Below are 14,170 nucleotides of genomic sequence, written 5' to 3'. Positions count from 1 at the left end.
CCCTCCCGCATCGCCCATCACCCGGCGTCGCCCGGCCTCCCGCGTCGCCCGGCCTCCCCATCGAAAAGGACGTTCCGCGCACCCGCACTCGGGCGATCTGTGCGGAACCTCCTTATCGACGGGGGGTGACGCCGCCGACGAGCGTCGGCGTCAGTCGTTGGCGTGGAGATCCGCGTTGAGCTCGACGCCCTCGCGCTTCCACGGCACCGCCTCGACGGCACCGGTCAGGGAGTTCCGGCGGAAGAGCAGGTTGTCCATGCCCGAGAGCTGGCCGGCCTTCACGGGCTCCCGCTCGGCCCAGGCGCCCGCCCGGACGTCCACCTTGGTGCCCGCGGTGACGTACAGTCCGGCCTCGACCACGCAGTCGTCGCCCAGCGAGATGCCGACACCCGAGTTGGCCCCGAGCAGGCAGCGCTCACCGATCGAGATGGTCTCCTTGCCGCCGCCGGAGAGCGTGCCCATGATGGAGGCGCCGCCGCCGACATCGGAATCGGTGCCGACCACGACACCCGCGGAGATGCGACCCTCGACCATCGACGCGCCCAGCGTGCCGGCGTTGAAGTTGACGAACCCCTCGTGCATGACCGTGGTGCCCTCGGCCAGGTGGGCGCCCAGGCGGACGCGGTCGGCGTCGGCGATGCGGACGCCCGACGGGACCACGTAGTCCACCATGCGCGGGAACTTGTCCACGCCGTACACCGTGACCGGGCCGCGGGCCCGCAGCTTGGCGCGCACCAGCTCGAAGCCCGGGACCGCGCACGGTCCGAAGTTGGTCCACACGACGTTGCTCAGCTTGCCGAACAAGCCGTCCATGTTCGCGAAGTGCGGCTTGATGAGGCGATGGCTGATCAGGTGGAGCCGGAGATAGGCGTCGTAGGCGTCGGACGGCGGCTGGGTCAGGTCCTCGATCTCCACCCGCACGGCCACCCTCTCGACCCCCCGGTCGGCGTCGGCGCCGGTCAGCGGCGACAGCTCGGCGGGTACCTCGTCGCCGGACAGCACCCGGTGACCGCCGGCGGACGCGGCGCCCAGCTCCGGCTCTGGGTACCACACGTCGAGAACGGTGTGGTCGGACGTCAGGGTGGCGATTCCGGTGGCCACGGCTCCATGTGCACTCATGGCCCCGATGCTAGCGGTCTGCCCCGACGGGCACGGGTCACGGGCAACTAGGGTGGGGGCCGTGACCGCCGCCCTCGATCTGACCGCCGACCCGGTCGACCTCACCCGCGCCCTCGTCGACATCCCCAGTCCCTCACGGGAGGAGGATGCGATCGCCGCCGCCGTACAGGCCGCTCTCGAGGCGACCGTCGCGGGCTTCACCGGGCCGGCCGCGGGCCGGACGGAGGTGATCCGGGACGGCAACCGGGTCCTCGCCCGTACCTCCCGGGGCCTCCCGACCCGGGTCGTGCTCGCCGGACACCTCGATACGGTCCCCCTGGCGGACAACGTCCCGTGCCGGGTCACCGGCGAGGGGACGGAAAGGGTCCTGCACGGGTGCGGGACAGTGGACATGAAGTCCGGGGACGCGGTGTTTCTGCACCTGTTCGCCGCGCTGGCGGACTCCGACGAGCTGGCGCACGACCTCACCCTGGTGCTCTACGACTGCGAGGAGATCGAGGCCACGGCCAACGGTCTGGGTGTCCTCGAACGCACGCACCGCGACTGGCTGACGGGGGATGTGGCGATCCTCGGCGAGCCGACCGGCGGGCTCATCGAGGCCGGCTGCCAGGGGACCCTGCGGATCCGGGTCCACGCCCGCGGCGTGCGGGCCCACTCGGCGCGGAGCTGGCTGGGCGACAACGCCGTGCACCGGCTCGCGCCGGTGTTGGGGGCGCTCGCGACCTATGAGGCCCGGTCGGTGGACATCGACGGGTGCGTCTACCGCGAGGGGCTGCAGGCCGTGCGGATGTCGGCGGGGGTCGCCGGCAACACGGTCCCGGACGAGGCCTGGCTCGACGTGAACTTCCGGTCGGCCCCGGACCGGGACACCGATGCCGCCCTCGCGCACGCCCTCGACGCCCTGGGGCTGACCGGTCTCCCACGTGTGACGGAAGGGGAGACCCCGCCCGCCGAGCCCGGTCTGTACTGGGAACTCACCGACCTCTCGCCGGGGGCGCTTCCCGGCCTGGGGGCCCCGGCTGCGGCGGAGCTCGTCCGCGCGGCCGGTGGGCGGGTCCGTGCGAAGTACGGGTGGACCGACGTGTCCCGTTTCGCGGCGCTGGGCATCCCGGCGGTCAACCTCGGCCCCGGCGACCCCGGCATGGCCCACAAGCGCGACGAGTACTGTCCGGCGGCACAGATCACCGACGTCAGCAGGGTCCTGCGCGCCTACCTCACCAGCTAGGGCGGCGAGCGCCCCGGGATCGCCCACGTCCCGGGTACCGCCGCTCCCGGCCCACCCCCAGATCATCGAAGGCCCCCAACGACCCCGTGCACATGCGAGGCCCCGTCCTCGTCCGTCGTGAAAAGGGTGGCGAACACACCACCACCGACCAGCGGCTGCTGGACAAGAACCAGGACACCGACTGGCTGCACACCGACCCGTGGCGGGTGCTGCGTATCCAGAGCGAGTTCGTCAACGGATTCGGCGCACTGGCCGAACTGTCGGACGCCGTCAGCGTGTTCGGTTCGGCCCGCACCCGGCCCGGGGACCCGGCGTACGAGCAGGCCGTGGAGCTGGGCCGTGCACTGGTGGAGGCCGGTTACGCAGTCGTGACCGGTGGCGGGCCCGGACAGATGGAGGCGGCGAACAAGGGGGCGTGGGAGGCGGATGGTGAGTCTGTCGGTCTCGGGATCGAGCTGCCCCACGAGCAGGGCCTGAACAGGTGGGTGGACCTGGGTCTGCACTTCCGCTACTTCTTCATCCGCAAGACGATGTTCGTCAAGTACACGCAGGCCTTCGTGTGCACGCCGGGCGGGTTCGGCACCCTCGACGAGTTCTTCGAGGCCATCACCCTCGTCCAGACGGACAAGATCACGAGGTTCCCGATCGTGCTGCTCGGCGTGGACTTCTGGGCCCCGCTGACCGACTGGATCCGCGGCACGCTGGCGGAGGAGGGGATGATCTCCGCCTCCGATCCCGACCTGTTCCTCGTGACGGACTCCGTGTCGGAGACCGTGGAGTACATCCGTGCGGCCCACCACCGGGCGGCGTTGACGTCCGAGGAGCGGGAGGACCTGTACGGCGAGGAGCACCGCGGGGTCGAGCGGTGACGGCGCCGGTCGCCGGTCGTCGTGTCTGCGTCTATTGCGCCTCCTCCACCTACGACCCGGAGTTGCTGGCCATCGCGACGGACGTGGGGGAGGGCATCGCCCGACGCGGGTGGTCGCTCGTGTCGGGCGGCGGCAACGTCTCGATGATGGGTGCGCTCGCCGAGGCGGCCCGGGCCGGTGGTGCACGCACCGTCGGGGTGATCCCCGAGGGGCTGCGGGTCCGCGAGGTCGCCGACACCGCGGCCGACGAACTCGTCGTCGTCACCACCATGCGGGAACGCAAACGGGAGATGGAGGAGCGATCCGACGCGTTCCTCACCCTGCCCGGCGGGATCGGGACCATGGAGGAGATGTTCGAGATGTGGACCTCGGCCTCCCTTGGCTTCCACCACAAGCCGGTGGTGCTCTACGACCCGATCGGGTTCTACCGCCCCTTACTGGACTGGGTCCGAGGGTTGGCGGAAGCCGGATTGGTCAAACCCGAGGCGCTGGCGCGCCTGGTCGTGTGTGACGACCTCGAGGCCGCGCTCGACGCCTGTGGAGGTCGCCGGTGATCGCCGCCGGTCCAGGTGCTGGTCCGGCGCCGGCGCCCACACTGTGTGGCCGCCCGGTCCCGGTCGACCGCCCGCTGGTGATGGCGATCGTCAACCGCACCCCGGACTCCTTCTACGACCGCGGGGCCACGTTCACCGACACGGCGGCGATGGCCCGCGTCGACGAGGTGGTGGCGGCCGGCGCGGACATCCTCGACATCGGCGGCGTCAAGGCCGGGCCCGGCGACCTCGTCGACGCCGCGGAGGAGACCCGCAGGGTCGTGCCGTTCGTGCAGGCCGTGCGTGACCGTCACCCGGGCGTGGTGATCTCGATCGACACCTGGCGGGGCGAGGTCGCCCGGCGCGCGTTGGCGGCCGGGGCGGACCTGGTCAACGACACGTGGGCGGGTCACGACCCCGGCGTCCTCACCGCGGCGGGGGAGGCGGGAGCCGGGTTCGTCTGTTCCCACACGGGCGGAGCGGTGCCACGGACGCGGCCGTTCCGCGTGGGGTATGCCGATGTCGTGTGCGACGTCGTCGACGAACTCACGGCGGCCGCCGACCGCGCACTGGCGGCAGGCGTGCCGCCGGACGGCATCCTCATCGACCCCACCCACGACTTCGGCAAGAACACCTTCCACGGCCTCGAGTTGTTGCGACGGATGGACGAGATCGTGGCGGTCGGGCACCCGGTCCTCATGGCGCTGAGCAACAAGGACTTCATCGGCGAGACACTGGACGCGGGCGTGGACGACCGCGCGGAGGGCACCCTCGCGGCGACTTCGGTCGCGGCCTACCTCGGTGCACGGGTGTTCCGCACCCACGACGTCCCGGGGACGTTGCGCGCCCTCGAGATGGTGGCGTCGATCGTGGGGACGCGCCGACCTGCGCGAACCGTACGCGGCCTGGCCTGACTTGCCGCCCCGCCGCGGGCGGGCCGTGTGCCAGACTGGTCCCGGCGCTAGTCACTACAGGAGGGGAGCACCGGAATGCTCACCATCGTCGTCTACGTGGTCGTCACCCTGGTCGTCGCGGCGGGGTTGTTCGGGCTGTCGCTCGTGGTGTTCGGCCGTTCCGAGGTGTTGCCGCCCGTGACCCGGGACCACACGGTCACCAAGCTGCCGAACGGACCCCTCGTCGGAGACGATATCCGCTCGGTGCGATTCGGCATGTCGGCCCGTGGATACACCATGGCAGAGGTCGACTGGGCACTCGAGCAGGCCGCGGTCGAGATCGACCGGCTCCGGGCCCGGTTGGGCGAGGACGTCACCGTGGCCGGGGACGCCGCAGCGGACGGGGCGCAGAACGGGGTGGACGGTCGTCCCGCTACGGCGTCGGGACGCGGCCGGACGCGCTAGAATCGACACCATCCACTCAGCAGTACCGATCGTGGGCACGGGCGCCCGTACAGTGCGCCGCCCCGCGGACAAGGACGAAGGGAAACGACTCGATGGCGGCTATGAAGCCCAGGACCGGTGACGGACCGATGGAGGCGGCCAAGGAAGGCCGTGGGATCGTCATGCGCGTCCCTCTGGAGGGTGGCGGGCGTCTCGTCGTCGAGCTGACCCCCGATGAGGCGAAGTCGCTCAGCGAGGAGCTGTCGCAGGCCATCTCCTGATCTCTTCGCCCCACCGATGCCGGCGCATCCGACCCTCGTGGCGGGTGCGCCGACTCATATCCCGGAAGGTCCTCCCGATGTCCGCCGTCCCCGGCCGCCCACTGCCCTCGGTCCGTGTCGTCTCCGGTCCCGTCCCCGATGCCGCGCTGGCGGTCGTCACGCGCGCACCCGACCCCGGTCGCACGCCGCTGGGGCGCGCCGACGAGGCGCGGGTCTCCGTCCACGACGGGCGGACGGTGGTCGAGGTCGAGTTGGACGACTCCACGCCCCGTCCGGGCTGGTCGGGAACGGTGGATCACGGTCTGGGTCACCGGCGGGCGGGCGCCGCGCTGGCCCGCCGCCTACGAGACTCGCGGGCGGAGGGTCCGGTGACCGTCGCCGTGCCCGGGGCCCTGCCGGCAGACAGGGTCGGCGAGCTGGTCCTCGGGTACCTCCTGGGTGCGCGGGGCCAGGACGTCTTCGCCGCGGACCCCGCACCGGTCGTTCCCGATCTGGTCGTGGAGATGGCGTCAGGGTCGGGGATTGGCGGCGACGACGACGAGGTGATCGTCACCCGCGCGGTGGCGGCGGCTGTGGAGGCCGCCCGGGCCACGGCGATGGCGCGCGATCTCGCCGGGGCCCCCTCCGATCTGAAGACACCCGAGTGGCTGGTGGCCCGGATGTCCGAGGCACTGGGCGCGGCGGGCATGCGGACCGAGGTCATCGAGGGAGAGGGGCTCGTCTCCGGCGGGTTCGGCGGCGTGCTCGCGGTGGGCGGGGGTTCGGCGGCCGGCCCGCGCGTCCTGGTTGCCCGCCGCCGCGGTCCGGGCCCGCGGGTGCTGCTGGTGGGCAAGGGCATCACCTTCGACACCGGGGGTATCTCGGTCAAGCCCGCAGACGGGATGCACCTCATGCGTACGGACATGGCGGGCTCGGCCGCGGTCGTGACGGCGGCCGCGGCGTTCTGTGCGGACGGGTCGCCCGGGTACGCCGACGTCGACCTGACCGTGGTGGTGCCCTCTGCCGAGAACATGATGTCCGGCTCCGCCTACCGCCCGGGTGATGTCGTCACGCACGTGGGCGGAACGACGTCCGAGGTCACGAACACCGACGCGGAGGGCCGGATGGTTCTCGCCGACGCGCTCGCCCACGGCATCGCCGAGTGCGACCCGGAGGTCGTCGTGGACGTGGCCACCCTCACGGGTGCGATGAAGGTCGCGCTGGGGATGCGTACAGGTGCGGTGATGTCGAACGACGACGACCTCGCGGACCGGGTCGCCGCAGCGGGGGCGGCGGCCGGGGAGCGGTGGTGGCGACTGCCGCTCCCCGACGATCTGCGCCCGGCGGTCCGCTCCGATATCGCCGACCGGAGGCAGGCCCCCAAGGGGCCGGGTGCCATCACCGCGGCGTTGTTCCTCGAGGGCTTCGTGGACGGTCGACCGTGGGCACACCTCGACATCGCCGGGCCGGCCCGATCGTCCGAGGAGATCGACGAGGTCGGGCCGGTGGCCACCGGGTTCGCGACGCGCACGCTGGTGGCGTTGCTCCGCGACCTCGCGGACCGGCCCCGCCCGTGAGCGGCGGCCCGACGCCGCCCGCGGGCCCGGGCCCGGGCCCCGGGGCCCTCGAGCGGGTCGTCCCGCTGTTGCGCTGTCCGGTCTGCGGGCAGGGTATGCAGGCCGTGGACCGGGCGGTGGTGTGCGCTGCCGGGCATTCGTTCGACCGGGCCCGGCAGGGGCACCTCAGCCTCTTCGGTCCCCGCGGCCGGCGCTTCCCCGGCGACGGTGCGGCCCAGGTCGCGGCGCGCGACCTGGTCCTCGGCTCGGGACTGTTCGACCCCCTCGTGGCGATCCTCGCCGGAGTCGCCCGCGAGGTGTTCGCGCCCGGGACCGGCGGCGTCCACGCGGGACCGGCCCGGCCGGTGGTGCTCGAGCCCGGCGCCGGGACCGGCTTCTACCTCGCCGGTGTCGTCGACGCGCTGGCGGGGGCCGGGCGACCGGCCGGCGCGCTCGGGGTCGGCACGGAGATCTCCACCGCGGCGGCGCGCCGACTCGCCAGGGTCCACGATGACGTCGCGGCCCTGGTCGCGGACACCTGGGACGGACTCCCGCTCGCGGACGACTGCGTCGACCTGGTGCAGGTGGTCTTCGCCCCGAGGAACCCGGCGGAGTTCGCCCGGGTGCTCCGGCCGGGTGGCACGTTGGTCGTCGCCGTTCCCGGGCCGGGCCATCTCGAGCCGCTGCGTTCGGCCGGCGGCATGCTGGAGCCGGCCCCGGACAAGTCGGACCGCCTGGACGCGGACCTCGCCGACCACTTCCGCCCCGGCGAGGTGCGTACCGTCGACGTGCTCACCGAGGTCCCCGCCCCGGTGGCCGTGGACCTGGCGCTCATGGGGCCGAGCGGCGTCCACCTCGACAGGTCCGGGCTCGAGGCCCGGTTGGGCCCGCAGGACCGCCCGGTCCGGATACACGTCGAGGTGCACACCTACCGGGCGCTGCCGGCCGGGAGGCCGCCTCCACGGCCGGGGGAGCCTCTACAGCAGTGAGGCGTACATCCGATGGGTCTGCTCGGCGATCGCCTCCCACGAGAACCGGGTACGGGCCCGCTCCTTGCCCGCCAGCCCCATCCGGGCGGCCTTGCCCGGGTCCGCCACCAGGTCGTTGACGGCAGCCGCGAGCCCGGCCTCGAATGCGTCGGTCGCGGATGCGTCGTAGTGGACGAGGGTGCCCGTCTCGCCGTCGACGACCACCTCGGGGATCCCGCCGACATCGGACGCCACGACCGCCGTGTCGCACGCCATCGCCTCCAGGTTGACGATGCCCAGTGGCTCGTAGACCGACGGGCAGGCGAAGACCGTCGCGGCGGAGAGGATCTCGATGACCTCCTCGCGCGGCAGCATGTCGCGCAGCCAGAACACACCGTCGCGGGTGGACTGCAGCTCCGCCACCAGCGACTCCATCTCGGCGGCGATCTCGGGGGTGTCGGGGGCGCCGGCGCACAGCACCAGCTGGGCGTCAGGGTGGAAGTCCCGGGCGGCGCGCACCAGGTGGGGCACGCCCTTCTGCCGGGTGATCCGTCCGACGAACGCCACGATCGGCCGGTCCGGGTCCACCCCGTTCCGGCGCAGGACCGAACCCTCGCCGGCGAAGGTCTCGACGGGTGACCACACGGAGGTGTCGATGCCGTTGAGGATCACGTGGATGCGGTCCGGGTCGATCTCGGGGTAGACGCGCAGGATCTCGTCCTTCATCCGGGCGCTCACCGCGACCACCGCGTCGGCTCCCGCGAAGGCGGTGCGCTCCGACCACGACGAGACCCGGTATCCACCGCCGAGCTGCTCGGCCTTCCACGGCCGGCTGGGTTCCAGTGAATGCGCGGACACAACGTGCGGGATGCCGTAGAGCTGCCCCGCGAGGTGCCCGGCGAGCCCCGTGTACCAGGTGTGGGAGTGGACGAGGTCCGCGCCCTCGGCCGCGACGCTCATGCGCAACCCGGCGGAGAGAGTCTGGATCGCGGGGTTGGCGTCCGCGCCCAACTCGGGATCCGGTCGGAAAGCGCGGGCGGTGTCGCGGTCGGCCCCCATGCACAGCACGTCCACCTCGCACAGCGGCCGTAGGTTGGCCACCAGTTCGGTCACGTGCACTCCGGCACCGCCGTAGACCTCCGGCGGATACTCCCTCGTCATCATCGCTACTCGCACACCGGCCAAGGTAGTCGCTCGGGCCCCCGCCCGAGGCGTGCCCGGCGAACACCGCCCGACCGCGGGGTTACGGTTCGGTACTGGGCGGGGGCAAACCCCACGATGACCGGTCCGGGTGAGGGCGGAGTCGATACGGTGGGGGCGTGAGGAATCAGCCGCACGTCCTAGCAATCGTCCTCGCCGGTGGCGAGGGCAAGCGACTCTTCCCGCTCACGGCGGACCGGGCCAAACCCGCGGTGCCGTTCGGGGGGTCCTACCGTCTCATCGACTTCGTGCTCAGCAACCTCGTCAACGCGGGGTTCATGCAGATCTGCGTCCTCACCCAGTACAAGTCCCACTCGCTGGACCGCCACATCGCCCAGGTGTGGCACATGCGCGGGATGGGCGGCGAGTACGTCGCACCGGTCCCCGCCCAGCAACGTCTGGGCCCCCGCTGGTACACCGGGTCGGCCGACGCGATCCTGCAGTCGCTCAACCTGGTCTACGACGAGAAGCCGGACCACATCGTCGTGTTCGGCGCGGACCACGTGTACCGGATGGACCCCAGGCAGATGCTGGACCACCACATCTCCACCGGCGCCGCCGTGACCGTCGCGGGGATCCGTGTCCCGCGCAGCGAGGCGTTCGCGTTCGGCTGCATCGACGCCGGCGACGACGACCTGATCCGCGGCTGGGTCGAGAAGCCCTCCGACCCCCCGGGCACGCCGGATGATCCGGACGCGACCTTCGCCTCCATGGGCAACTACATCTTCACCACCGACGCCCTCATCGAGGCGCTCAAGGCGGACGCGGAGAAGCCCGACTCCACCCACGACATGGGCGGCGACATCATCCCGGCCCTCGTCGAGCAGGAGCGGGCCTACGTCTACGACTTCGCCCTGAACAACGTCCCCGGCGAGACCGAGCGTGATGCCGGGTACTGGCGCGACGTGGGCACCATCGACGCGTTCTACGACGCGCACATGGACCTGGTGTCGGTGCACCCCGTGTTCAACCTCTACAACTCCCTGTGGCCCATCCGGACCCAGCAGGACAACCTGCCGCCGGCGAAGTTCGTCAACGGCGGCATGTCCCAGGAGTCCATGGTCGGCTCGGGGACGATCGTCTCCGCCGCCACCGTGCGCAACTCGGTGTTGTCGAACAACGTCATCGTCGAGGACGGGGCGGTCGTCGAGGGCAGTGTCCTCATGCCGGGCGTCCGCATCGGTCGAGGGGCCGTGGTCCGCAAGGCGATCGTCGACAAGAACTGCCACATCGGCGACGGGGACCTGATCGGTGTGGATCACGAACGCGATCGCAGCCGGTTCCCGGTCAGCGCGGGCGGCGTGGTGAGCGTCGCCAAGAACACCACCACCTCACTGCCGGGTTGACCTCGCGCCCGGGGGTGAACCCTCGGGAGGGGACGACCGCTCAGAGGGTGACCACGGTCAGGCCGGTCCCCACGGGGAGCACCGTGACGTGCGCGCGCTCGGGCAGCCCCGCGTCCTCGGGCAGCGGGGCGTGCTCACCCATCAGGACCAGCGCGCCGCCGGCGCGCAACAGCTGGTGGGATCGGGAGATCACGCGCGGCACCGAATGTGCCGGGACGTCCGCGACCACGAGGTCGTAGGCGCCGTCCGCGAGCTTGTCCGCCACCTCGAGCGGCCGGGCGGCGATGTAGCGGGCGGAGGAGGCGGGATGGCCCGCGCCGCGGACGGCCGATCGCGCCGCCTCGAGGTGATGCGGGTCGTCGGTGATGCAGGTGACCACGGTTCCGGAGCCGGGCGCGGCCGCCGCGAGGATCGCCAGAGCGGGGACTCCCGGCGCGGGGGTGATGCACACGGCGGCGCGGGTGCCGTTCAAGCGGGCCACCAGGCGGATCGCGTCCGCGGTCAGGGCGTCCGGCGAGGCGGCCCCGAGTTCCTCGGCCTCGGCCCGTGCGGAGGCGTAGAGCGAGTCGTCGACGAGGGCGGCGCTGCGTTGCGCCATCCCGTCGAGACCGGAGCGATCGGTGGCGGGGACATCAGAGGAATCGGACACCTGAGCAGCGTATCCCCGACCGGGGAGGCAGCGGTGACCAACGCGCGGTGATCGGATCGGTATCAGACTCTCAGGGCTGTCTCAGTACGCGTATACCGTGAGGACAGCCCCGTAGGGGAGGGTGGGCACACGTCGCGCCACGAGGGCGCGGCCACCACCGCGCGGGCTCCCACAGGCCCGGGCCGGAAGGCGGCGGCAGCGCATGTACTCACGAACCGTGCACGGGACGGCGATCGCACCGGTCGCCCTCGGCGAGGCGGCCGGGACCGCTCGTTTCGACGCCACCGGCGAGGCTACGGACATGCCGTCCTGGTCCGAGCTCGTCGCGCAGCACGGTGACCGTGTCTACCGCCTGGCGTACCGCCTCTGCGGGAACGCCCACGACGCCGAGGACATCACCCAGGAGGCGTTCATCAGGGTGTTCCGCTCGCTGGACCGCTACAAGCCGGGGACCTTCGAGGGCTGGATGCACCGCATCGTCACCAACCTGTTCCTCGATTCCGCACGCCGGCGCGGGCGCATCCGCTTCGAGGCGCTGCCCGAGGACGCCGAAAGGGTGCCCGGTCGTGAACGCAGCCCGGAGCAGGTGATCTCGGAGGAGACGTTCGACCCCGTCCTGCAGACCGCGCTGGCCAACCTGTCCCCGGAGTTCCGCGCCGCCGTGGTCCTCAGTGACATCGAGGACCTCAGCTACGAGGAGGTCGGACGCATCCTGGGCGTGAAGATGGGCACGGTCAGGAGCCGGATCCACCGCGGACGGGCCGCGTTGCGTGCGGAACTCGAGGCGGCCGGGGTCACCGGCGCCCACCAGCGCATCGACTGATCCCGCGGGCGATCGGCACAACCCGCGTCCGTACCGGGAACAGCGGGTGGCGGTGCGGGAACCCTGCGAGTACGCCGGACGTTGACACCTCGACGGGGACTCAGACGAGCCCACGAGATGACCGGAGAAGGGGAGGGGCGTGGACAGACACCTCCACGGACGCGGACCCGGCCCCGAGTTCACGCTGTCGTTCGACTCGGCGCGGAAAGTGGTCGACAGGACCGGCCCGCCCCGCGCCAGAGAGAGCTTCCTGTCCACCGACCACCTCTCCACGGAAGCCGCCGCAGCCTATGTCGACGGTCGGCTACCGCCCTCGGGGCAGTCCCGGGCCGACGCCCACCTGGCCCGGTGTCCGCACTGTCGTCGGGAGGTCGAGGACCAGCGTGAGGCACGCCGCGCACTGCGCGGATCCGGCCCCATCCAGATGCCCCGCGAACTCCTCGAACGGCTGCGGTCACTCGAGGACGCACCCGATCCGGCCACGCGGACGGGCCCCGATCCGGTGGCCGGGTCCGAGGAGACCCACGGTTGGTCGAGACTGCTTCGCCGGCTGTGGCGACGCGGCAACTAGGGTGGGCCGGGTGGAGGACGACACAGGCGCGCCCGGGCACACGGCGCGGGACGGGGAACCGGACCGCCCGCTTCGTGAACCCGCCCCGATCCATCGGCCGGCCGTGGGCGAGGACGAACTCGCCCGGTTCGCCCGACCCGACGGTGTCACCGGTGGATTCGACCCGTCCCGAGTCGGTGCCGCCGCGCACCCCGGCCCGCTCCTCAGCAGCGACGCCGACCCGGCCCTCGAGCAGGCCTTCGCCCCGGCCCCCGGGACCGCGCGGGGCATCGAGCGGCATCCGGCGTGGCAGGACGAGTCCGAGGTTTCACCGCCGCCCGCTCCGGACCCGTGGCGCGACCCCGACGCCCCGGTCGGGTACGGCGCACCCGCGGTGCCCGCCACTGCCGACCACGAGCCGGTCGACCTGTCGGGCGCGGCCGGGGCCCCCGCTGCCAGGCTCTCGCTGTCCGAGGCACTGTTCGAACGTCGGCTGAGCAGTCAGGCCGTGGCCGGCGCGACCGCGGCCGTCGCCGTCGTCGCCCTCGTCGCGGGCGCCATCGGCGCCGTCGTGGCGGACTCCGCGCGCGTCCTCACCACCTCCACCGTCCGGATCGCCGACGCCCCGGAGAACGTCATCCGATCCGACAACCCGATCGGTGAGGTCGCCCAGCGCGTCCAACCCGCCGTCGTCAACATCTCGGTGTCCACGGCGTCGGCCCAGGGGGAGGGCTCCGGGATCGTCATCGACCCACAGGGCTACATCGTGACGAACAACCACGTCGTCACCTTGGACGGCGCCGCCGACCGCGCGGACATCGACGTCATCTTCCCCGACGGCTCCAGGGCCTCGGCCGAGATGGTGGGGCGCGACCCCGCCACCGACCTCGCGGTCCTCAAGGTCGACGACGTCCAGAACCTCACCGTCGCCACCCTGGGCGACTCGGACGACGTCCAGGTGGGGGAGCAGGTCATCGCCATCGGCTCGCCCCTCGGACTCGCCCGGACCGTCACCGAGGGCATCGTCTCGGCGACCCGGCGCCCGATCGCCCTCGGGGAGGCCACCTCGGACGGCGACGTGGTGATCGACGCGATCCAGACGGACGCCGCCATCAACCCCGGTAACTCCGGGGGACCGCTCATCGATGGGACCGGAGCGGTCATCGGTATCAACACCTCCATCTTCACCCAGTCCGGGGGTTCCATCGGTCTCGGCTTCGCCATCCCGGTCAACGACGTCCGCGAGATTGCGACGTCGCTCATGACCGACGGGGCGGTCCGCCACGCCACGATCGGCGTCAACGCCCGCAAGGCGGACAACGGGTCGGTGGAGGGCGCCGAGATCGTCAACGTGCGTGAGGGCTCGCCCGCCGAGGAGGGCGGACTCCGGGAAGGGGACGTCGTGACCAGGGTCGGTGACCGGCAGGTGCGTTCCTCCGATGAACTGGTGGTGGCCGTCCGTCGCGCCGGGGCGGACGTCGACGTCCCGGTCGAGGTCATCCGCGGTGGAACGCGGGTCGAACTGACCGTGCGCCCCGCGCTGGGCTGACAGTGATGATGTGTGTAGTGGTTCTTCGGGCGGGTCTGACTCACGGGCTGACCGTCGCGGTGGCTGACTAGAAGCGGATTTGTCGGCCCGCTCGGGGGATCGCTACGCACGCGACCGGACGGGCGTTTGTGACCTCATAGGAGCTTGGTTCAGAAGCCCCGCCACTGTCTTGTCCGCCCGCCTGGC

15 protein-coding genes are annotated in these 14,170 nt (G+C 72.1%); 12 read left to right on the top strand and 3 right to left on the bottom strand.

Going from position 1 to position 14,170, the window contains the following annotated elements:
• Positions 1-150 precede the first annotated feature (150 nt).
• Positions 151-1,119 (bottom strand): 2,3,4,5-tetrahydropyridine-2,6-dicarboxylate N-succinyltransferase, encoded by a 969-nt coding sequence (gene dapD / locus J1M64_RS02310; protein WP_206472416.1) that lies wholly within the window; start codon positions 1,117-1,119, stop codon positions 151-153.
• 52 nt (positions 1,120-1,171) lie between these two features.
• On the opposite strand from dapD, the gene dapE reads away from it, so the two are divergent.
• The 8 genes from dapE (at position 1,172) to J1M64_RS02270 (ending at position 7,888) form a co-directional block, all read left to right on the top strand.
• Positions 1,172-2,344 carry a succinyl-diaminopimelate desuccinylase gene (dapE, locus tag J1M64_RS02305; RefSeq protein WP_374220832.1) on the top strand — a complete coding sequence of 391 codons (1,173 nt, stop codon included), beginning with the start codon at positions 1,172-1,174 and terminating at the stop codon, positions 2,342-2,344.
• 92 nt (positions 2,345-2,436) lie between these two features.
• Positions 2,437-3,213 carry a TIGR00730 family Rossman fold protein gene (locus J1M64_RS02300; RefSeq protein ID WP_206472414.1) on the top strand — a complete coding sequence of 259 codons (777 nt, stop codon included), beginning with the start codon at positions 2,437-2,439 and terminating at the stop codon, positions 3,211-3,213.
• The gene (locus tag J1M64_RS02295; protein ID WP_163375957.1) at positions 3,210-3,767 is read left to right on the top strand and encodes a TIGR00730 family Rossman fold protein; all 558 of its coding nucleotides are present in this window, start codon (positions 3,210-3,212) and stop codon (positions 3,765-3,767) included. Before J1M64_RS02300 ends, J1M64_RS02295 begins: the two co-directional genes overlap by 4 nt.
• Positions 3,768-3,847: 80 nt before the next feature.
• On the top strand, positions 3,848-4,660 hold the full coding sequence (gene folP, locus J1M64_RS02290; RefSeq protein ID WP_163376098.1) for a dihydropteroate synthase: 813 nt from the start codon (positions 3,848-3,850) through the stop codon (positions 4,658-4,660).
• Positions 4,661-4,735: 75 nt separating this feature from the next.
• Positions 4,736-5,104, top strand: a complete 369-nt coding sequence (locus J1M64_RS02285; protein ID WP_163375956.1) for a DivIVA domain-containing protein — start codon at positions 4,736-4,738, stop codon at positions 5,102-5,104.
• 92 nt (positions 5,105-5,196) lie between these two features.
• Positions 5,197-5,364, top strand: a complete 168-nt coding sequence (locus tag J1M64_RS02280) for a DUF3117 domain-containing protein (protein ID WP_067718434.1) — start codon at positions 5,197-5,199, stop codon at positions 5,362-5,364.
• Between the two features lie 77 nt (positions 5,365-5,441).
• The gene (locus J1M64_RS02275) at positions 5,442-6,920 is read left to right on the top strand and encodes a M17 family metallopeptidase (RefSeq protein WP_206472412.1); all 1,479 of its coding nucleotides are present in this window, start codon (positions 5,442-5,444) and stop codon (positions 6,918-6,920) included.
• Complete coding sequence (locus J1M64_RS02270) at positions 6,917-7,888, top strand: putative RNA methyltransferase (protein ID WP_307872346.1); 972 nt, start codon at positions 6,917-6,919, stop codon at positions 7,886-7,888. Before J1M64_RS02275 ends, J1M64_RS02270 begins: the two co-directional genes overlap by 4 nt.
• Here J1M64_RS02270 and glgA read toward each other — a convergent pair.
• Positions 7,877-9,043, bottom strand: a complete 1,167-nt coding sequence (gene glgA / locus J1M64_RS02265) for a glycogen synthase (RefSeq protein ID WP_069388937.1) — start codon at positions 9,041-9,043, stop codon at positions 7,877-7,879. The two genes, J1M64_RS02270 and glgA, sit on opposite strands and share 12 nt — an antisense overlap.
• Positions 9,044-9,186: 143 nt before the next feature.
• Between glgA and glgC the strand changes: the two genes are divergently transcribed.
• Positions 9,187-10,413 (top strand): glucose-1-phosphate adenylyltransferase, encoded by a 1,227-nt coding sequence (glgC, locus tag J1M64_RS02260; RefSeq protein WP_206472410.1) that lies wholly within the window; start codon positions 9,187-9,189, stop codon positions 10,411-10,413.
• 40 nt (positions 10,414-10,453) lie between these two features.
• Here the strand turns inward: glgC and J1M64_RS02255 are convergent, their stop codons facing one another.
• Entirely contained in the window at positions 10,454-11,062 is a 609-nt protein-coding gene (locus J1M64_RS02255) for a hypothetical protein (RefSeq protein ID WP_159148617.1), read from the bottom strand.
• A 202-nt stretch (positions 11,063-11,264) separates the two neighbouring features.
• On the opposite strand from J1M64_RS02255, the gene sigE reads away from it, so the two are divergent.
• The 3 genes from sigE (at position 11,265) to J1M64_RS02240 (ending at position 13,984) form a co-directional block, all read left to right on the top strand.
• Positions 11,265-11,885: an RNA polymerase sigma factor SigE gene (gene sigE, locus J1M64_RS02250; protein ID WP_119191775.1), complete on the top strand. Its 621-nt coding sequence runs from the start codon at positions 11,265-11,267 to the stop codon at positions 11,883-11,885.
• Between the two features lie 139 nt (positions 11,886-12,024).
• Entirely contained in the window at positions 12,025-12,456 is a 432-nt protein-coding gene (locus tag J1M64_RS02245; protein WP_206472408.1) for an anti-sigma factor, read from the top strand.
• Positions 12,457-12,466: 10 nt separating this feature from the next.
• Positions 12,467-13,984 carry a S1C family serine protease gene (locus tag J1M64_RS02240; RefSeq protein WP_206472406.1) on the top strand — a complete coding sequence of 506 codons (1,518 nt, stop codon included), beginning with the start codon at positions 12,467-12,469 and terminating at the stop codon, positions 13,982-13,984.
• Positions 13,985-14,170 lie beyond the last annotated feature (186 nt).

Source organism: Dietzia sp. KRD202, from assembly GCF_017168155.1.
GTDB classification, from domain to species: domain Bacteria; phylum Actinomycetota; class Actinomycetes; order Mycobacteriales; family Mycobacteriaceae; genus Dietzia; species Dietzia kunjamensis.
Note: the sequence above shows the minus strand (reverse complement) of the source record. Positions and strands in the feature narration are given on the sequence as shown.